19 protein-coding genes are annotated in these 19,542 nt (G+C 68.8%); 9 read left to right on the plus strand and 10 right to left on the minus strand.

Features of this window, described 5'->3' with window-relative positions; genetic code table 11:
* Positions 1-83: 83 nt before the first annotated feature.
* The 8 genes from JJJ14_RS08155 to rpsP form a co-directional block, all read right to left on the minus strand.
* Positions 84-806 (minus strand): ribonuclease HII, encoded by a 723-nt coding sequence (locus tag JJJ14_RS08155; protein ID WP_201443822.1) that lies wholly within the window; start codon positions 804-806, stop codon positions 84-86.
* Positions 803-2,023, minus strand: a complete 1,221-nt coding sequence (lepB, locus tag JJJ14_RS08160) for a signal peptidase I (RefSeq protein ID WP_201443823.1) — start codon at positions 2,021-2,023, stop codon at positions 803-805. The genes JJJ14_RS08155 and lepB (JJJ14_RS08160) overlap by 4 nt, the downstream gene beginning before the upstream one ends.
* Positions 2,024-2,134: 111 nt before the next feature.
* Entirely contained in the window at positions 2,135-2,482 is a 348-nt protein-coding gene (gene rplS / locus JJJ14_RS08165; protein ID WP_003786428.1) for a 50S ribosomal protein L19, read from the minus strand.
* Positions 2,483-2,725: 243 nt separating this feature from the next.
* Complete coding sequence (lepB, locus tag JJJ14_RS08170; RefSeq protein WP_201443824.1) at positions 2,726-3,634, minus strand: signal peptidase I; 909 nt, start codon at positions 3,632-3,634, stop codon at positions 2,726-2,728.
* Entirely contained in the window at positions 3,631-5,049 is a 1,419-nt protein-coding gene (trmD, locus tag JJJ14_RS08175) for a tRNA (guanosine(37)-N1)-methyltransferase TrmD (RefSeq protein ID WP_201443825.1), read from the minus strand. The genes lepB (JJJ14_RS08170) and trmD overlap by 4 nt, the downstream gene beginning before the upstream one ends.
* The gene (gene rimM / locus JJJ14_RS08180) at positions 5,046-5,591 is read right to left on the minus strand and encodes a ribosome maturation factor RimM (RefSeq protein ID WP_201443826.1); all 546 of its coding nucleotides are present in this window, start codon (positions 5,589-5,591) and stop codon (positions 5,046-5,048) included. Before rimM ends, trmD begins: the two co-directional genes overlap by 4 nt.
* Positions 5,592-5,901: 310 nt before the next feature.
* A complete protein-coding gene (locus JJJ14_RS08185; RefSeq protein ID WP_003786440.1) occupies positions 5,902-6,138 on the minus strand; it encodes an RNA-binding protein in 237 nt (78 codons plus the stop codon).
* Between the two features lies 1 nt (position 6,139).
* Positions 6,140-6,622 (minus strand): 30S ribosomal protein S16, encoded by a 483-nt coding sequence (rpsP, locus tag JJJ14_RS08190; RefSeq protein WP_009407308.1) that lies wholly within the window; start codon positions 6,620-6,622, stop codon positions 6,140-6,142.
* Between the two features lie 611 nt (positions 6,623-7,233).
* Here rpsP and JJJ14_RS12615 point away from each other — a divergent pair.
* The 5 genes from JJJ14_RS12615 to JJJ14_RS08215 all read left to right on the plus strand — a co-directional run bounded on the left by JJJ14_RS12615 (position 7,234) and on the right by JJJ14_RS08215 (position 12,385).
* Positions 7,234-8,490: a hypothetical protein gene (locus tag JJJ14_RS12615; RefSeq protein ID WP_236592773.1), complete on the plus strand. Its 1,257-nt coding sequence runs from the start codon at positions 7,234-7,236 to the stop codon at positions 8,488-8,490.
* Positions 8,491-8,596: 106 nt separating this feature from the next.
* On the plus strand, positions 8,597-9,607 hold the full coding sequence (locus JJJ14_RS08200; protein ID WP_201443827.1) for an ABC transporter ATP-binding protein: 1,011 nt from the start codon (positions 8,597-8,599) through the stop codon (positions 9,605-9,607).
* A gap of 56 nt (positions 9,608-9,663) precedes the next feature.
* Positions 9,664-10,548: a hypothetical protein gene (locus tag JJJ14_RS08205; protein WP_201443828.1), complete on the plus strand. Its 885-nt coding sequence runs from the start codon at positions 9,664-9,666 to the stop codon at positions 10,546-10,548.
* Between the two features lie 134 nt (positions 10,549-10,682).
* A complete protein-coding gene (locus JJJ14_RS08210) occupies positions 10,683-11,777 on the plus strand; it encodes a sensor histidine kinase (protein WP_201445126.1) in 1,095 nt (364 codons plus the stop codon).
* Entirely contained in the window at positions 11,774-12,385 is a 612-nt protein-coding gene (locus JJJ14_RS08215) for a response regulator transcription factor (RefSeq protein ID WP_010613576.1), read from the plus strand. Before JJJ14_RS08210 ends, JJJ14_RS08215 begins: the two co-directional genes overlap by 4 nt.
* Positions 12,386-12,398: 13 nt before the next feature.
* Here the strand turns inward: JJJ14_RS08215 and ffh are convergent, their stop codons facing one another.
* The gene (gene ffh, locus JJJ14_RS08220; RefSeq protein WP_201443829.1) at positions 12,399-14,084 is read right to left on the minus strand and encodes a signal recognition particle protein; all 1,686 of its coding nucleotides are present in this window, start codon (positions 14,082-14,084) and stop codon (positions 12,399-12,401) included.
* Between the two features lie 351 nt (positions 14,085-14,435).
* On the opposite strand from ffh, the gene JJJ14_RS08225 reads away from it, so the two are divergent.
* The 4 genes from JJJ14_RS08225 (at position 14,436) to JJJ14_RS08240 (ending at position 18,174) form a co-directional block, all read left to right on the plus strand.
* Positions 14,436-15,428 (plus strand): ABC transporter ATP-binding protein, encoded by a 993-nt coding sequence (locus JJJ14_RS08225; protein WP_236592775.1) that lies wholly within the window; start codon positions 14,436-14,438, stop codon positions 15,426-15,428.
* A 146-nt stretch (positions 15,429-15,574) separates the two neighbouring features.
* Positions 15,575-16,303 carry an ABC transporter permease gene (locus JJJ14_RS08230; protein ID WP_201445130.1) on the plus strand — a complete coding sequence of 243 codons (729 nt, stop codon included), beginning with the start codon at positions 15,575-15,577 and terminating at the stop codon, positions 16,301-16,303.
* 22 nt (positions 16,304-16,325) lie between these two features.
* Positions 16,326-17,483, plus strand: a complete 1,158-nt coding sequence (locus JJJ14_RS08235; protein ID WP_201443830.1) for a sensor histidine kinase — start codon at positions 16,326-16,328, stop codon at positions 17,481-17,483.
* Between the two features lie 79 nt (positions 17,484-17,562).
* Positions 17,563-18,174, plus strand: coding sequence for a response regulator transcription factor (locus JJJ14_RS08240; protein WP_009407399.1), 612 nt, complete (start codon positions 17,563-17,565; stop codon positions 18,172-18,174).
* 23 nt (positions 18,175-18,197) lie between these two features.
* Here the strand turns inward: JJJ14_RS08240 and ftsY are convergent, their stop codons facing one another.
* Positions 18,198-19,358, minus strand: a complete 1,161-nt coding sequence (gene ftsY, locus JJJ14_RS08245; RefSeq protein WP_201443831.1) for a signal recognition particle-docking protein FtsY — start codon at positions 19,356-19,358, stop codon at positions 18,198-18,200.
* Positions 19,359-19,542: the final 184 nt, after the last annotated feature.

Consider the following 19,542-nt stretch of genomic DNA (forward strand, 5'->3'; position numbering starts at 1 on the left):
GCTGGAGGCGGCAGGCAGCGGGGGCGAGTCGGCCCTGCCCGCACCTCGCCCTCAGGGCCGCACACCCGCGTCAGGCGGCGCCGTCAGCGGTGGCGCCTGTCCAGGCCGGGCAGGTGCCAGCTGCGTCGATGCTGGTCACTGGCCCCTAGGGCGGTGAGTCCCCGGACGTGGGCCGGTGAGGCATAGCCCTTGTTGGAGGCCCAGCCGTAGCCGGGGTCATCGAGATCGGCCATGAGGCGGTCGCGTTCGACCTTGGCCAGGACACTGGCCGCGGCGACGACGGCGCACCGGGCGTCGGCCTTGACCTCCATGCGCACCGGCGGGGTGGAGGGAACCTCAGCGGGCTCGGGACTGTCCTCTGGGGCATAAGTGCCCTCCAGGGCGGTGAGCAGGTCAGGCTGGGCGGCGGTGAGCCAGTCGGCCACGCCGTCGAGGATGATGACGCCGGGGGCGTGACCGCGATCAGCGACCTGCTGCAGGGCCCGCAGACCCGCCACCCGAAGGGCCCCGATGATGCCGTGCTCATCGATCTCCGCCGGTGAGGCGTGGGCGACGGCGTGGTCCACGAGCCAGCCGCGCACGGGCTCGATCAGGCCGGTTCGGGCCCGGGCCGTCAGCTGCTTGGAGTCGGCGAGTCCCTCGGGGAAGTCATCGTCGGTGCGCCGCGCCACGATCGCCAGCCCGACACTGACCGGTCCGGCCAGGGCCCCGCGACCGACCTCGTCCAGACCGCCGACGTAGTCGTAGGTCTCCAGCAGCGCCTTCTCCAGGGACCGGTCGGGGCGGGTGCGTCCTCGAGGACTCACCTCGTTCTCCCCGCAGCCTGCTCCTGGCCGGAGGAGTGTACGGAGACGTCCGGGACGTCAGCCGGCCCGCCGGGTCCGGTCTGCGGCCCGTCATCAACACCGGCCCCCTCGCCACCAGTGCCAACGTCATCGGAGTCCCTGCCCTCGGGGGCCGGGGAGGGGGCCTCCTCCTCGGAACCCGTCTCCCCGTCACCCGTGGGGGCAGCGGGAGACGAGGGAGGTGCCGGCGGCGTCGCCTCCTGCGCCGGGACGTCTGAGAAGGCGCGCTCCCCTCCCCACAGCAGCCCCCACCGGCTCAGGTGCGTCCACTGGAAGACCACCTTGGCCACCCCGACGACGTTCTTGAGCGGCACGAAGCCGCCATGGGCGTCGTCGCGGTGGTAGCGGGAGTCGGCCGAGTTGGAGCGGTTGTCCCCCATGACCCACACGTAGCCTTGGGGGACGGTGACATCGAAGGAGGTCAGGGACGGGGACTGACCGTCCTTGACGTAGGGCTCCTTGATCGCGACACCGTTGACGCTCAGTGTCCCCTTCCCGTCGGCGACCACATGGTCACCGCCGACACCGACGACCCGTTTGACGAGGTGATGGCCGGTGTTCTCCGGCAAAAGGTTCACTGAGACCATGAGCCTCTGGGTGGCGCCGCGAAGCCCCGTCGGTTCCTTGACGTGAAGCCAGTCGTCGGGATCGGAGAAGACGATGACGTCACCCCGCTCGACGTCGTCGGAGCCGTACATGGGCACGGCGACCTTGTCCCCGTCACGCAGGGTGCGTTCCATGGAGCCCGAGGGGATCTCGTAGATCTGGACGACGTAGGACCGTAGAAGAGCCGGCACCAGGATGACGACGACCACGACGAGCACCAGTCTGATGACCCGTTGGTACAGCGGGCTGGCCTGCGGCGGGGGGATGGCGGGGGCCACCTGCCGGCGGGGCGGGATGGAAGGGGGCAGCTCGGTGGGCTCGTCATCGGGCTCGGGCTCGGCGTCGGGGTCGATGAACGGGTCGTAGTCCCACTGCTCGCTGTCGTCGACCGGGGCCGCACTGGGAGGTTCCTCGGCGGCCTCAGGAGCCGTGCGGCTCTCCTGGGGGGAGTCCGCTGACGGGGAGCTGCAGGCCGGTGTGATCGCGGACCTGGAGGTCCGGCCGATCTGAGAGGGATCGGCCCGCTTCAGGTCCAGCCCGACGTCGTCGGCCCCATCCTGCACCGGACTCACCGTGCTCCTTCCCCGGAATTGATGGACATGGGTCCACCGCTGCACGGCGGTGGGAGATGGCGAGCGCCCGGAACCCGTGGGCTCCGGGCGCCGCCTGGAGAGTGCAGGCGCTCAGTCCTCGCGACGCTCCTTGATCTTGGCGGCCTTACCGCGCAGGTTGCGCAGGTAGTAGAGCTTGGCGCGGCGGACCTGGCCCCGGGTGACGACCTCGATCTTCTCGATGGAGGGCGTGTGGACGGGGAAGGTGCGCTCAACACCGACGCCGAAGGAGACCTTGCGGATGGTGAAGGTCTCCGAGACGCCGCCGCCCTGGCGCGCGATAACGACGCCCTGGAAGACCTGGACGCGGGTACGCGATCCCTCAACGACCTTGACGTGGACCTTGAGGGTGTCCCCAGGACGGAAGGAGGGGATGTCGTCACGCAGTGATGCGGCGTTGATCTCGTCGATCAGGTTCATGTTTCTCTCCACACCCGTGCCACTGGTCAGGAGTGCTGGTTCGGCGGCGCCGCGCCGTGCGGGGCAGCGCCGGAGGTGGACGCTCCCGGGCTCCTTCACAGCGGCCGCCTCCCCAGTGGCAGAGGAGCCGCAGGACCCAAGTGCCCGCTCAGTTTGCCACAGGCTCAGTCCACGGACGAGAGCGTCAGCCTCGACGTGCCTGAGTTCACGCCTTTCTCACGCCCCGGTACGCATTCGGGGCGGTCAGTCCCCGGAGCCCGCCAGCCTGCTCGCCGGCGCGGCCGCTCCGGCGGGGAGCGCCGTGGGGGTGGAGGTCGGCTTGGGAACCTGGGAGAAGACCTCCTGCCCGGAGGTGAGGCTGGACCAGTGGGAATAGGGCCATACGACGTTCTTGGCCACGCCGACGACGTTACTCAGGGGTACGAAGCCGCGATGGACATCGTTCTGGTGGTAGCGGGAGTCCGAGGAGTTGGAGCGGTTGTCGCCCATGACCCAGATGTAGCCCTCGGGGACGGTGACGTCGAAGGCGACCTCGGAGGCCGACCGGCCGGGCTTGAGGTATCCCTCATGGAGTTCGACGCCGTTGACGGTCAAGGAGCCCTTCCCATCGGCCACGACGTGGTCACCGGGCATTCCGATGACCCGCTTGATGAGGTGGTGGCCGGCGTTCTGGGGGAAGATACGGATCGCGACGAGGAAGTCCTGTGCGGCGCCCTGCAGGCCAGTGGGCTCCTGGGTCGTCAGCCAGTGGTCAGGGTCCGTGAAGACGACGACGTCACCCCGGTGGACCTTGTCGGAGTCGTACATCGTCACAGTGACGCGGTCGCCCTCGTTGAGGGTGTTCTCCATCGAGCCCGACGGGATGGTGAAGCTCTGGATGATGAAGGTGCGGATGAGGGCGATGATCGCCACGGCGACGACCAGGTAGGACAGGGTAATGCCCCACTGCTTGAGGCGGGAGGCGATCCGTTCCCCCATCGAGGCCGGCTCAGTGGCCTCGCCGGCCCCGGCCCTGTCCTCGCCGGCGCGGTCCTTGTGCCGGTGGTTGTTCCGGCGGTCATGGTCGGTCCGCAGGTGCCTGCCCGAGGTCACGTCCTCATCCGCCTCATCATGGATCCTGCCCTGAGGGCTCTGGTCGGGTGCGCTGCTCATAGGCCTTCTCCTGTCCGCCGGGTCATGACGACGTCGTGGGCGTCCTGGCCACCGACGTTGTAGGTGCGGGTGCCGACCTGGCGGAAGCCGGCCCGCTTGTAGGCCTTCTGGGCGCGTTTGTTGGTGACGTGGGTGCCGAGCCAGAGCAGGTCTGTTCCGTGGGCGCCGGCCTGGCGTGTCACGGCGTCCATGAGCGCGGGGGTCAGCCCGGATCCCCTCATGGCGGCGTCGACGTACACCTTGGACAGCTCGCCGACGGCCTCTCCCCCGGCTGGCCGCACGCAGGCGGGACGGGGGTCGATCCCGTGGGGCTGTTCCCCGTCGGAGTCGGCCTCCTCGCGCAGCACTGCGGCGTAGCCGACCAGGGCCGGAGCGGTGCTCGTGCTCGCCCTCCCCTCGAGGCCGCCGTCCCGCACTGACGGGGGCTCCAGCAGCTCGGCGAGAATAAGGTCGACGCGGTCGTCGTCGGCCCAGGTGGCGAACAGCTCGGGAACCAGGTTCGTGGCGATGTGGCGCTCGAGGAACTCGGGGTCGATGACGTTACCGCAGGCATCGGGAAAGGTGCGCGCCGCGAGCTCGGCCAGGGCGTGGGCGTCGTCGGCGGTGGCGTTGCGAAGGCGCACCGGAACCGGGTGGTCCGCCCCGGCCGGGACCGCCCACCCCAGGCGAGCCAGGAGCGCACGGTCCTCACGATCCAGGCCGGCGGGGTCCAGGGCCCGGATCATGTCGGGTCGGCGCTCGACGGTGCGGGTGAGGGCCTGGTCCCGTCTGGCTCGGGCGATACGGCCGTGGTCGCCGGAGAGCAGGACGGGGTCGACCTCCAGGCCTCGCCACCGGGTGGGGCGGGTGTGGACGGGGTACTCCAGCAGGCCGGCGACTCCGTGGGACTCCTCGACCAGGGACTCGGGGTTGCCCAGGACCCCGGGCAGGAGTCGGGCGATGGCCTCGATCATGACAATGGTGGCGACCTCTCCCCCGTTGAGCACGTAGTCGCCGATGCTCAGCTCGCGCACCTCGATGCCGCGGGAGGCGTAGTGCTCGGGCACGCGCGCGTCGATGCCCTCGTAGCGGCCGCAGGCGAAGACCAGGCGTTCGGCACCGGCCAGGTCCTCGGCGGTGCGCTGGGTGAAGACCTCCCCGGCGGGGGTGGGGACGATGAGGACCTGACGGGGCGCACCGGGGGTGTCCACGGCGAGCACCTCATCGAGAGCCTCGCCCCACACATCGGGCTTCATGACCATGCCGGCCCCACCGCCCAGGGGCGTGTCGTCAACGGTGCGGTGCCGGTCGTGGGCGTGGTCGCGCAGATCGTGGACGTGCAGGTCGAGGGGGCCGCGGTCGGCCGCCTTCCCGATGAGGGAGAGGTCGAGGACCTTGAGGTAGTCGGGGAAGATGGTGACGACGTCGATCCTCACCTGGCCTCCTCCGCCTGGCCGCGTCCGGGGAACAGGCCACCGGGCGGGGCCAGCGTCACGGTGCCGGCCTCGGGGTCGATGGCCGGTACGAGAGCCTCAACGAAGGGCACGGCCACATCGTCCCCCTCAGGGGTGGTGACCACGAGCCGGTCCTGGGCGACGCCGGGCTCTACGTCAGTGACCTCTCCCAGCTCCTCACCAGAGACGCTCAGTGCCCGTAGACCGACGAGCTCGTGGCGGTACCAGGCCTCCTCGGAGTTCTCAGGGCCCTCACCGCGCTGGTCGTCGTCGGTCTCGACCAGGAGCCTCACTCCTCGCAGGGCCTCGGCAGCCGTGCGGTCGCGCGCCTGCTCGAAGGCGGCGAACCAGCGCGAGCCGTCGAAACGCAGACGGCTGACCGTCAGCGGGCCCGCGTGGGCCGGCTCCGTGGGGACGGTGGTTCCAGGTGCGAGACGGCCCTCGGGGTCATCGGTACGGATCTCGAGACGCACCTCGCCCTTGAGGGCATGGGCGGGACCGACGACAGCAAGGGTGAGCAGCACCTGTTCTCCTGGGATCGGGGCATGGAACGGTTTGTCCGGAAGGTCTGGATGTCTGCGGCCAACCTACCGCGCCGTGGTCTGCGTTCCCATCGGCCGCGGGGATGAGGTGGCGCACCGCCGGAGTGAGGTTGGCCAACTCGATGCGGACCATTCTCCTGTTGGCCGCGGTGGTTGCGCCGGTGGCGCAGGAGCGCCCGCCCCGAGGGACGACGACGCCCGGCCCCCTTGGGCGGGGACCGGGCACCGGCGTTGATCGATCAGACCGGCCGAGGCCGAGGCGGCCTACTGCACCGACCTGAAGGCCCTGCGCTCAGCGGCGGTCGGTGTCGACGACGTCGACGCGCACCGGCGAGTCCGCCAGCGCTCCGACCACTGTGCGCAGTGCTCGAGCAGTACGGCCCGAGCGGCCGATGACTCGGCCGAGGTCCTCGGGGTTGACCCGCACCTCCAGCAGGTCGCCACGGCGCAGCGACCGGGAGGTGACGGTGACGTCGTCAGGGTTGTCGACGATGCCCCGTACGAGGTGCTCGAGGGCGTCGGCCAGCATCTCAGGCCTCCTCGGCGGCGGCCTCATCGGAGGCCTGGTCCTCGGCGGACTCCTCGGCCTTGGACTCGGCGGCCTCGGCCGCTGCAGCGGCCTCCTCGTCGGCCTTGGCCTTGGCGGCGGCGGCCTTGCGCTTCTCAGCGTCGTCGGCGGCGGCCTTGACCGCGGCCTGCTTGGCGACCGCGGCGGCGTCGGCGTCCTTGACCTTGAGGGTGCTCTCAACACCCTTGAGGCCCTTGAACTGGTGATAGTCGCCGGTGATCTTAATCAGCTTGTAGACAGCGTCGGAGGGCTGAGCGCCCACGCCGAGCCAGTACTGGACGCGCTCGGAGTCGATGCTGATGAGCGAGGGCTCCTGCATCGGGTCATAGACGCCGATCTCCTCGATGACACGGCCATCGCGCTTCTTGCGGGAGTCGAGGACGACGACCCGGTAGAAGGGGGCGAACTTCTTGCCCATGCGCTTGAGGCGAATCTTGACTGCCACTTGGTTGAACTCCTGGTTCTGGATGGTTTGGCGCGCGCTGGTCCCCGGTGGGGTCAAGCAACGGTTTCCGGCGTGAGCCGAGACGCGACCGGGGCCGGGAGAGGGACCGACGTCCGACCGAGTACAGCCGGACATTCTGCCAGAGCCTCCGAGGAGGTCGCCAGCCCGAGCCGGGGGCGCCGCCCCACCACTCGGTGCGAGATCGCCCACAGGCGACGTCGACTCCGAGCCTGCGCGTGCCCCTTCAATGGGGCACCACACCGATAGACTCAACCCGCACGGTTCGCACCGGTCAAACCCCAGCGCGGCCCACGACGCCGGGGCATGCTTCGCCCATGAGGCTTCTCCCCTTCGGTAACCGCGGCATCCAGCCGCCCGGCAAGAGCTCATCGATCCGACCACCACGCTCCGGACAGGGCACTCCGACGTCGATCCGCCCTCCCAGCACCCCCTCGACGGACGGACTGCCCTCAGGCGCCGACCACGAGAGCGCCACGACCGGACCGAAGCACACCCGGCGCACCCCACAGCCCCTGACCGGGAACGCACAGTCCGTGAAGCCCCACCACGCAGTAGGGCTGTGGCCCGCGATCCTTCTTGGAACCTTCTGCGTGGCGGCACTGGTCATTGCTGGGCGAGTGGCCGTGAACTCCACGTCACACGTTGCACCGAGCGCCTCTCCTCCACCACCTCCGCCTGCCTCCTGCGAGATGGAAGGACATCAAACGGAAGGCTCTTCATGGAAGAAGACGTGGAGTCTTAACACCGGTCTCCCGGAATGGGAGAACGATTTCACGTGGGACACCTACGCGTGCGGGCACTATATCGTTGTCATTCACCACAAGAACGACGATAAGACAGATCTGACAGGATTCCACATTGAAGGCAATAAGCTCAAGAAGATCTGGTCGACATCGCTAGGATATACGTTCACCACCGGCTACCGACACTGGTGGGGAGGGAAACTGCTACTGAACGGCCAGGTTCTTGACCCCACAACAGGAAGGACGACTGAACTCCCATCGGGTTTCCAGTCTTTAAGCTTCGTCGCCAATGACAACACAGCCGTCTCATGCAGCTCCTCGTACTCGGACGCGAACAGCACCTGCACGGGTTGGGACTGGAATAACGGCGAGCCGACTCAGCGCTGGCAGCAGACCTACGACTTCACATCAGTCCACCCACTCTGGCACCATGCCGATGGAACACCATCATCAGAGTCGATCGCGGTGTCCGTTGAAAGCTCCCCCAAAGACTCTTCCAGAATCGGAGTTCTTTCGACGAGCGACGGCTCCCTTGTGCCCCTCTCACCGGAGAAGAACGGTCAAGGGCGCCCCATTCAGCTGCTTTCCGCTAGTGACGGCTGGGTCACTATCGATCCAGACAGCTCGACAGCATCCACCTTCTCCAAGAATGGGGCACCCGCGGAGTCCTTCACCCTCAGGGGCTCCACTGCGTCCCTCCTCATCAAGGATGGCCACCAACCCTCGCTGTCCCAGTTCAGGGCCGCTTACGAGTCGGGTGACACGAGCTGGGCCGATATCGACCTCACCTGCACCGATGCCACGCACTGCAGTCTTCATGGATACCCATTGACGCTGTCCGACGATGTAGCCACGTGGAACACCCCGGCCCGTGCGCAGTTCCAGAGCTCCTGGAAACTGAGCTCCGACAAGCGCACGCTCACCATACGCGGCCGCTCCGCCAGCAGTGAGATCGGTGCGGTGTTCATCATCGACACGGCATCGAAGACGCCGATGGCTCCTCTGCCCATCACATCCCGTGGAGCAGTCATCCCCGTCTGGCGCCAGGATTTCATTGTCGCGATCGACGGCTCCACATTGGTCGGCTACGCACCGCAGTCCTGAGGACACGACGGCATGACGCACAGCCCGCTGCTGCATGACAGGTGTCATGCGGCAGCGGTGACAGCGCTCAGTACCGGGAGCCGCGGGCCGGCGGGAACCTGGGGCCATGATCCGAACCACCGCAGCCCCCGTCACTCGCTCCCCGAGTTCCTGCCCTCAGGTCGGGCGCACGCCTCCAGCCCCCGCGATCAACTCCCGTGGTCTGCGTAAGACATTCGGCAGCATCGTCGCCGTCGACAACCTCGACCTGACCATCCGGCCCGGAGAGGTGGTCGCCTTCCTGGGCCCCAATGGCGCGGGCAAGTCCACCACCCTCGACATGGTCCTGGGGCTGGCCCGGCCCGACGCCGGGACGATCGAGCTTCTGGGGACCTCCCCCGACCAGGCGGTCCAGGCAAGTCGCGTGGGTGTCATCTTCCAGGACGGCGGGCTCCTGGACGACTTCACCGTTGGGGAGACCCTGCGGGTCGTGGCCTCGATGGGACCCCGGCACTGCGACAGCATCTCGCACGCTTCCAGGCTCGACGACGTCGTCGACCAGGCGAATCTTGGCCAGCTCCTCACCCGCAGAGTGAGCCGCTGCTCGGGAGGTGAGCGCCAGCGCCTGCGCCTGGCCCTTGCTCTGCTGCCAGACCCCGACCTCCTCGTGATGGACGAGCCCACCGCCGGCATGGACGTCAGCGCCCGGATCGCCTTCTGGGAGACGATGCGCACCCAGACCCGCCGCGGCCGCACCGTCCTGTTCGCCACCCACTACCTGGAGGAGGCGGCCTCCTTCGCCGACCGCATCGTCATCATTGCCCACGGCCGCCTGGTCGCCGACGGCAACGTCGATGAGATCCGGGCCCTGGGCGATGGCGCCCTGGTCACCGCCACCTGGCCCGGGCTCTCCGAGGAGTCACTGGGGCAGCACCTGGCCGATTGCCCCGCGGCCGGCAGCATCAAGCACGCGGTCATCCACGGTGAGCACGTGGAGCTGCGCACGACGGACTCCGATGCCGTTGCCCGCTGGCTGCTGAGCGCCACCCCCGCCGAGCACCTGGGTATCGGCGCCGCGAGCCTCAACGAGGTCTTCACCGCACTGACCTCCGACGGCTCTGATGAGGCAGCCCTGTAGAGGCCTGAGCCACACCTCACCCTGACCACCATCACTACCTGCAATGAGGCCGCATCATGATCGCGACATCCCAAGCACCCTCTGATTCCTCAGCATCCAGCTCCCCTGTCGATCCCGACGCGGGCGAGCTCGCAGGCCGATCACCTCGTCCGAGAGGACTCAGACCCGCGCGCCCCCTCCTGACCTACCTCTGGCTGGACCTCTTCCGGAGCCTGCGCGAGCCGGCCAACCTCTTCTTCGTCATCGCCTTCCCTCTGGCGATGTACCTCGTCTTCGGCCGGTTGAACGCCTCCGCCGGGGACTACGGCCCGCACGCTCACGGCAATGTCTCGGCATCGGTGATGCTCGCCATGGCCTCCTTCAGCGCCTGTCTGGGTGCCACGAGCGCCTCGGCGGCGGCCGCTGTCGAGCAGTCTGCGGGCTGGGGCCGGCAGATGGCTGTCACCTCCCGGGGCCTGCGCGGCTACCTGGTGGTCAAGACCGGCACCGCGGTGGGAACGGCGGCTCTTCCCGTTGTCGTCGTGCTCGCCGCCGGGGCACTGACGGACTCGCGGATGGAGGGCTGGGTCTGGGCCGTCAGTCCCCTCATCTGCCTGATCGGGGTTCTGCCCTTCGTCCTGTGGGGGCTGGCCGCCGGGATGTGGCTGCCGTCCTCGGCATCGATCGGTATCGCGACCTCCTTGGTCTCCTTGTTCGCCTTCATCGGCAACGCCTTCATGCCCCTGAGCCACACGTTGTTGACGATTAGTCGCTTCACCCCGATGTACGGGGCAACGGCGCTGGCCAGGTGGCCGCTGGGTGAGGGGTGGGCCTACGTGCCGGATCGGCAAGCGGGTGTTCAGGACCCGTTGTGGATGCCGTTGGCTAACCTGGTGGTGTGGACACTCATCTTCGGGCTGCTGGTGAACGGGGCCCGACGTCGGGCGACCAGGCGCCGGTGAGACCAGAGATGGCCATGTCGCAGCCTCTGCATGACTCAGCCGACCTGACGGCATCATCGTCTGGGGCACAGCGGTCCCGTTCCCGCCCCTGGCACCGCTATCGCCGTCATATCGTCTGGGACGCCACAGTGTGGGTGTTCTGCCTGGTCATTCCCCTCGTCCAGCTTCTCCTCGGCTCCTTCGCCCAGTGGCAGCGCCTGCTGGGAATCACCGGAGTCATAGGGTTCATCGTCACCTACGTCTGGGCCTTCTCCACACAGGACCCCCACGTGGTGCGGGCAGGGAAGCCTCTGCCTGATCTCCCGATTCGCGTCCTTCTGGGCAAACTGGCGGCCCTGATTGTCTTCACTGTGCTGGCACTGCCGGCTCTGGGCTGGTGGACCGCTTACTTCTTCCCCTTCTTGTGCTCATTGGTCCTGTTCTCCACGACGCTGCGTCGGGGAATCCCGACCGTCATCACCGCGGTCGTTGTCTTGACGGCTACCTCTTTGGCATGGAACACGCATTCGGAGTCACGCTGGCTGGGGCTGGGCGCGGCACTATCGGGACTGACCATCATCATCGCCCGCATCGCGTTGGAGCTTCAGGAGCGCAGAACAGCCGCCGAGCGCGAGCTCGCCCTTGTCTCCCAGCGAGAGGCGCTCGGGCGCGACGTCCACGACATCCTGGGGCACTCCTTGACGGTGCTCACTCTCAAGGCCGAGGTCGCCCGCCGGCTCATCGAGCGTGACCCGGCCGCCGCCTCCCGAGAGCTCGACGAGGTCATCACCCTGGCCCGTGGAGCCCTTGCCGACGTGCGCTCCACGGTGACACGCCTGCGGTCCCCGGACCTGGCCAGCCAGGTGGAGGCCACGCGTACCGTCTTGAGCGCCGCCCGGATCCATGTGGATGTGACCGGCAGCGCCCAGGACATTCCTGAGCGTCAGCGTGCCCTCATGGCATGGGCCCTGCGTGAAGCCACCACGAACGTCGTCCGGCACGCGAAGGCGGCCACTGTGGCAGTGCATCTGGAGCCGGGGCTGCTGCGGGTGAGCGATGACGGTGTCGGCCTGGCCGGTGACAAGCCCGGCAACGGCTTGGCGGGCCTGCGTGCCCGTTGCGAGCAGGAGGACGGTTCCCTCACCATCATTAGTCCACTCACCCCTCGCACTGACTCATCCGGCACCGGCACGACAGACTCCGCTGGCGTGACGACCGGCGGAACCAGACTGGAGGTGAGGTTGCCGTGAGCCCGATCCGCGTGCTCATCGCCGATGACCAGGCCCTCGTGCGCGGTGCTCTGGCGACGCTTCTGGGACTGGAGAGCGATCTGGAGGTCGTGGCCCAGGTGGGGCGGGGCGACGAGGTCCTGGACGCAGTGCGCGAGCACACCGTGGACGTTGCCCTGGTGGATATCGACATGCCGGGGCGCGACGGGCTGGCGGCCACCGCCGAGGTCGTCGACTCGGATCTGCCGTGCCGGTGCCTCATCGTGACGACCTTCGGTCGCCCGGGCTATCTCTCACGGGGCATGGAGGCAGGGGCTGCGGGCTTCATCGTCAAGGACACCCCTCCCGAGGCGCTGGCCGAGGCGATCCGCAAGGTTCACGCGGGCCTGCGGGTCATCGACCCCGAGCTCGCCCAGGAGTCGGTACTGCTCGGCCCCAATCCTCTCACCGAGCGGGAGAAGGAGGTTCTGCTGGCGGCGGCCACGGGTGCGGATGCCCGAGAGATCGCGACGCGGCTGAGCCTGGGTGAGGGCACGGTGCGCAACTACCTGTCCTCGGCGATCGCCAAGACCCACGCTCGTAACCGCACCGAGGCGGCCCGCACCGCCGAGACCAACGGCTGGTTGTAAGCGGGCCTGGCTCCTACAGCCCGAGGTGGCGACGCAGGTCCTCGGGCAGGGCGCTCATGGCGTCGGCGACGTCGTCGCCCGAGGGCTGTGCGCCGGTCTGGGCCTGCGGCTGGGCCTGAGGCATGATCCCGTAGCCGGAGGCATCGCCCTGGCCACCTCCGAGCCCGAAGGAGGAGCCGGCTGCGGGCGCAGCCCCCTGTCCGCCCTCGATCTTTGCCTGCTTGGCGGCCGCCGCCTCCTTGGCCTGACGGGCGGCCTTGGCGGGGTTGCCGCTGCGCCCCTTCTTGCCGCCCTTGCCGCGCTTGGCCTTGGGGGCCTGACGGGCCTTGGAGTGCTTGCCCATGCCAGGCAGCGACCCCATGCCGGGCATGGGACCGCCCTCACCGAGTCCGCCCATGCCGCCGGAGGCCATGGCCTCCATCATCTTCTTGGCCTGCTCGAAGCGGTCCACGAGCTCGTTGACGGCCTGGACCGTGGTCCCCGAGCCCTTGGCGATACGGCTGCGGCGAGAGCCATTGAGGATGGACAGGTCCTTGCGCTCGGCGGGCGTCATGGAGCACACGATCGCCTCGATACGGTCGACCTCGCGCTCGTCGAAGTTGTCCAGAGCCTCACGCATCTGCCCCATCCCGGGCATCATGCCCAGGAGCTTCTTCATGGAGCCCATCTTGCGGATCTGGCGCAGCTGTCCCAGGAAGTCGTCGAGGGTGAAGGTTCCCTTGGCGAGCTTGGCGGCGGCGTCCTCGGCCTCCTGGCGGTCCATGGTCCGCTCGGCCTGCTCGATGAGAGTGAGCAGGTCACCCATGTCCAGGATGCGCGAGGCCATGCGGTCGGCGTGGAAGCGCTCGAAGTCGGTCAGGCCCTCACCGGTGGAGGAGAACAGGACCGGGGCGCCGGTCACGCCGCGCACGGACAGGGCCGCACCACCGCGGGCGTCGCCGTCGAGCTTGGAGAGGACCACACCGGTGAAGCCGACGCCGTCGCGGAAGGCGACCGAGGTGTTGACGGCGTCCTGACCGACCATGGCGTCCAGGACGAAGAGGATCTCGTGGGGGGAGACCGCATCGCGGATGCGGATCGCCTGGTCCATCATCTCGGCGTCCACACCCAGGCGGCCGGCGGTGTCCACGACGACGACGTCGTAACCGCTGGTACGCGCGTGCTCGACGCCGGAGCGGGCCACCGCCACCGGGTCGCCCACGCCGTTGCCGGGCTCGGGCGCCCACACGTGCACCCCGGCGCGCTCGGCGACGACGCTCAGCTGGGTCACGGCGTTGGGGCGCTGGAGGTCGGAGGCCACCAGCAGGACGCGCTTGCCCTGGTCGCGCAGCCAGCGTCCGAGCTTTCCGGCCAGGGTGGTCTTACCCGCACCCTGGAGACCGGCGAGCATGATGATCGTGGGGCCGCGGTCGGCCCAGTGGATCTCCCGGGTCTGGCCTCCCAGGACCTCGATGAGCTCCTCGTTGACGATCTTGACGACCTGCTGGCCCGGGTTGAGGGCCTGAGAGCGGGCGGCGTCGACCGCCTTCTCGCGCACCGCTGCGGTGAAGGCGCGCACCACGGGCAGGGCGACGTCAGCCTCCAGGAGGGCGCGGCGGATCTCGGTGACCGTGGCGTTGACGTCGGCCTCAGTGAGACGACCCTTGCCGCGCAGCTGGTTGAAGGAGGCGGTGATGCGATCGGAGAGGTTGCCGAACACGCGATGGTCCTTCCTGGCGCCGTCGGGCGCGTTGGTCGGGAGACTTCAGGGCGGGTGAGGGTGGAGCGTCCAGGCCCATGGGCCATGGCGCTCACCTCGACTGTGACCCAGGATAGCGGCAAGAGGGGCCCGTCCTCTCCCCCGCGCCCGGACCGGGACTGACCCCACACTCTCCAGCCGGATACGTTCCCCCGCGTCATGTCCCAGGGTCCCGGCCCCCTCCACCTCGAACACAGGTTTTCTCCCGGTATTCCGCCGTATTTCACCGACCGGTGACCCCTGAGATATGTCATGAGCAGGTGATGACCGATGGGCCATGGACCGCAGCCGACGCGGGGCGAGTCTTGAGCCATGAGCACAGCAACGCCTCGGACCGGCCTGGAGGCCACCGTCACGGAAGACCCCCGGACGGACCACATGGACGCCGTCCGACTGACCGATCTGCACAAGTCCTTCGGTGACGTCACCGCCGTCGACGGTGTCGACCTGACCATCCGCCCCGGCGAGGTCGTCGCCCTCCTGGGCCCCAACGGCGCAGGCAAGACGACGACGATCGACATGATCCTGGGACTGAGCCGCCCCACCAACGGCGATGCGAGAGTCTTCGGGATGAGCCCGCGCCAAGCGGTCGACCGGGGCCTGGTCGCCGCAGTCATGCAGACCGCCGGGCTCCTGCCCGACATCACCGTGCGTGAGACGGTGCAGCTGACGGCGAGTCTCTTCTCCCATCGGATCGACGCCGAGGAGGCCATGCACCGCGCCGGCGTCACCGACTTCGCCTCGCGCATCGTCAAGAAGTGCTCCGGAGGCCAGCAGCAGCGCCTGCGCTTCGCCATGGCGCTCGTGAGCGATCCGGCACTGCTCATCCTCGATGAGCCGACCACGGGCATGGACGTCGAGGGGCGCCGCAGCTTCTGGGAGGCCATCCACGCCGATGCCGAGCGCGGGCGCACCATCGTCTTCGCCACGCACTACCTCGAGGAGGCCGACGCCTTCGCTGACCGGATCGTCCTGATGCGTCATGGGCGCATCATCGCCGACGGCACCGCCGCGGAGATCCGTGCCTCCGTGAGCGGCCGCACCCTGAGGGCCACCCTGACCTGCGCTCCCGAAAGGCTGCGCGACGCCCTGGCCGATGCGCAGAACCGTGGGCAGGTCCACGACGTCGAGATCCTGGGCAGCACGCTCGCCCTGAGCTCGACCGACAGCGACGCCGTTGCCGCGCTCCTGCTTAGCGATCACCTGGCTAAGGATCTGGAGATCACCAGCCGAGGCCTGGAGGACGCCTTCATGGCCCTGACCAGCGACAGTGCCTCCGCCCCCAGTACCGGAGCGTCAGCATGAGCCGTTCCGTCCGCCCCAGCAGCACCGTCACCCTCCCGTCCACGTCCTCCATCGGAACCGCAATGTCCTCTTCTCAGTCCTCCTCCGCCTCATCAGTAGTCAAGCGCCTCGATCTGTCCTCCCGGACCACGCCCCCGCTGGGAGGGTTGAGCCTTCCCCTGCTGTCGCTCGAGGTGCGCCGGCGCCTGCGCAACCGTCGCTCCGTCATCTTCTCGATCGTTCTTCCGGTGGCCTTCTTCCTCATGTTCACCACCACCGACTACTCGGCCATGCCCTACGGCAACGGCAATGTCGTGGCGAACATGATGATCGGCATGGCCCTGTACGGCGCCCTCATGACCACCACCGGGGCAGGGGCGGCTGTGAGCAACGAGCGGGCCTCGGGCTGGAGCCGCCAGCTGCGTCTGACGCCGCTGAAGCCCATCGCCTACATCACCGCCAAGGCGATCGTGGGGATGCTCATCAGCGCTCTGGCCATCGGCGCCGTCTACGCCTGCGGCCCCCTGCGTCACGCGCAGATGCCTGCGAAGGTCTGGATCTCCTCGGCTCTCATCATCTGGCTCGGCTCCCTGGTCTTCGTCGCCTTCGGACTGTTCGTCGGCTACCTCCTGCCCTCGGACAACGCCATGCAGGTGGTCGGCCCGCTCATGGCCCTGCTCGCCTTCCTCGGCGGCATGTTCATCCCGTTGACACCGGGCTCCACCATGGATCGCATCGGCAGCTTCACGCCCATGTACGGGCTGCACAACCTGGCGCTGTGGCCCATGGGCGCAGAGAGCTTCTCCTGGTGGTGGGTGGTCAACGTGCTGACCTGGCTCGCCGTCTTCCTGGGCGGGGCCGCCTGGAAGATGGGCCGGGACACCGCCCGGGTGTGAGACCGTGAGTACCATCAGGGTCATGAAAGCCCGCGCCTCCTCCTTGGCCGAGGCGCGGGCGCGCCGCACCCGCGTTGTGGCAGTCGGCTGGGGCATCGCGTGGGCCGCCTCCATGGTTCCGGTCGTCAGGGAGGGGCTGACCCGAGGAACCAGCGGCGGGGTGTGGGGCGCTGTCAGCGCCATCGTCTCCTGCGCGTGCCTGTATGCCGCCTGCTCGCTCAGCGTGAGACGGGTGCGGCAAGGGCTGACCTGGCCCGGCCGCCTGAGTCCATTGCTCATCGTGGTCGGCGCACTCACAGCGATCGGGGCCGCCCTCGGCGTGGGCCCTCAGAGCCTGCAGCTGGTGGTCTTCCTGGCCGTCGTCCTGGCCTTCTCCCTGCCCTGGCAGGCGGCCATCGGCCCCATCGCGATCCTCGCTGGCACACTGTTCCTCGTTCCCAGGATGAGTCCCTCCTGGTCCGCAAGTGAAGGCGCCTGGATCGCTCTACTCGGCGCGGGCGGCGCCTGCGTCTTCGGGCGCTACATCATGGAGCAGCGGCGGGTGGCCCGCGTTCTGGAGCAGCGCACCCACGAGCTGGAGATCAACGAGGAGCGCAACCGCATGGCCCGGGACATGCACGACATCCTGGGGCACTCGCTGACAGTCATCGCCTTGAAGACCGAGCTCGCCACCAGACTCGTCGATGCCGCACCCGATCAGGCCAAGGCGGAGCTGACCGAGGTTCAGTCCCTGGCACGTTCTGCCCTGGCCGACGTGCGCGCCACTGTCAACAGCTACCGCGAGCTGAGCCTGGCCGGCGAGCTGGCGCGCGCCACCAACGTCCTGACCTCGGCCGGCATCCGCGCCGACCTCCCGCTGACCGTCGAGATCGTCGATCCCGAGCTGCGCGAGCTCTTCGCCTGGGTGGTGCGCGAGGGCGTCACCAACATCGTGCGCCATGCCCACGCCTCGCACTGCAGGGTGGTGCTGAGCGCCGACTCCATTGAGGTGGCCGACGACGGTATCGGGCTCGACTCGGCCGCCGCCGGTGACGGTCACGGCTTGGAGGGGCTGCGCCAGCGCTGCGAGGACAACGGCGCCGACCTCACCATCGAGGCCCCCTCCAGTGGCAGCGGCACCGTCCTGAGGGTGCGCGCCCGCCGTCTATCCTCACCTATGGCGCCCGACGCGGGCCAGTGACCCGGTCGCGCGCATCCCGAACTCCGGCGAGCACTCGTGTCGTCGGCCCTGAGGAACCTTGAGTAGACGGAGCTGAGCGATGATCCGAGTGATGCTGGCCGACGACCAGGCCATGGTGCGCGGGGCACTGGCCGCATTGCTCGCCCTGGAGACCGATATCGAGGTCGTCGCCCAGGTCGGGAACGGGAACGATGTTCTGCCCGTCGCGCTCGAGCACCGGCCCGACGTCGTCCTCATGGACGTCGACATGCCCGGCACCGACGGGCTGAGCGCGACCGCGAGCCTCCTGGAGCGGTTGCCGGCCACGAGGGTCCTCATCGTCACCACCTTCGGGCGTCCCGGATTCCTGCGGCGCGCCATTCAGTCCGGGGCGCACGGCTTCGTCGTCAAGGACGCCCCGGCCACTGAGCTGGCCGAGTCGGTGCGCCGGGTCCATGCCGGGCTGCGCGTCGTCGACCCGGCACTGGCCGCCGACTCGCTCATCTTCGGGGACTCCCCCTTGACCGCCAGGGAGACCGAGGTTCTTCAGGCGGCGGCCGACGGCGCCACCGTCTCCGAGGTCGCCCGGCGGGTCCATCTCTCGGAGGGAACCACCCGGAACCACCTGTCCCAGGCCATGGCCAAGACCGGAGCCCCCACCCGGGCCGCGGCGGTGCACATCGCCGCCCAGAAGGGGTGGATCATCGAGTAGCGCTGGGGCGTCGGTTCGCGGGCTCAGCCCAGCAGCGCGTCGACGAAGCCCTCCGGGTCGAAGGGGGCCAGGTCGTCGGCGCCCTCCCCCAGGCCCACGAGTTTGACGGGCACGCCCAGCTCCTTCTGGACAGTGACGACGATGCCGCCCTTGGCGGTGCCGTCGAGCTTGGTGAGCACGATGCCGGTGACGCCCACGGCCTCGGAGAAGACCTGGGCCTGACGCATGCCGTTCTGGCCGGTGGTGGCGTCCAGCACCAGGAGGATCTCGCCGACCGGGGCGATCTTCTCCATGACACGCTTGATCTTGCCCAGCTCATCCATGAGGCCGGCCTTGTTCTGCAGGCGCCCGGCGGTGTCGACGACGACGACGTCAGCCTCCTGATCGGCGGCCTCACGGGCTGCGTCGAAGGCGACCGAGGCGGGGTCGGCGCCCTCCTTCTCGGAGCGCACGACATCAACGCCCACGCGCTCGCCCCAGGTGCTCAGCTGCTCGGCCGCCGCGGCGCGGAAGGTGTCGGCCGCTCCCAGGACGACGGTCTTGTCCTGAGCCACCAGGACGCGGGCGAGCTTGCCGCAGGTGGTGGTCTTGCCGGTGCCGTTGACCCCCACCATGAGGATGGCTGCCGCGGGCTTGCCCTGGGCCCCTTCGGCCGGGGTGGGGCGCTCCAGGTTGAGGGAGCGGTCCAGGGAGGGGTCGACGAGCTTGAGCAGCTCGGCGCGCAGGACAGTGCGAACCGCCTCGGGGTCGGAGGTTCCCAGAACCTTGGCCTGGGTGCGCAGCTCGTCCATGAGGGAGGTGGTCACCTCGATGCCGAGGTCGGAGGTGAGCAGGGTGTCCTCGATCTCCTCCCAGTCCTCCTCGGTGAGGTCTCCTCGGGACAGGACGGACAGGACCGCCTTGCCGAAGCCGCCGGCACCGGCCAGGCGGGCGCGCAGGCGCTGCATGCGTCCCGGGATGGACTCGGGGGACTCCAGCGTCGCAGCCGGCTTGGCGGCGCCCGCCCCTTCCGCATCCTCATCGGTGTCCTCGCCCTCCGAGGGCAGAAGGTCCTCCACGGACATCGGCTGGTGGGCGCTGATCTCGTCGGAGACCTGGCCCCGCCGTCGGCCGGTGTAGAGCCACAGCCCTCCTCCGATGACGATGACCAGGATGATGCCGAGAACGATGAGGATCGGTTCCATGGGCCCATCATGCCCGATCATGGGCTCCCTGTGGCGGGGTCGGCCTGCCCGGGTCGCCTCTCACCCGCGGACGGCACGACGGCATGGGGGTTATCGGCGTGCGACGCAGCTGTGGCATGAAGAAAACTGCAGCACGCCTGTTGACGTGCTGCAGGATGGGCCGCCGTCGTAGCGGCATTGCCCA

The organism is Actinomyces sp. HMT 175 (assembly GCF_016694895.1).
GTDB lineage: Bacteria > Actinomycetota > Actinomycetes > Actinomycetales > Actinomycetaceae > Actinomyces > Actinomyces oris.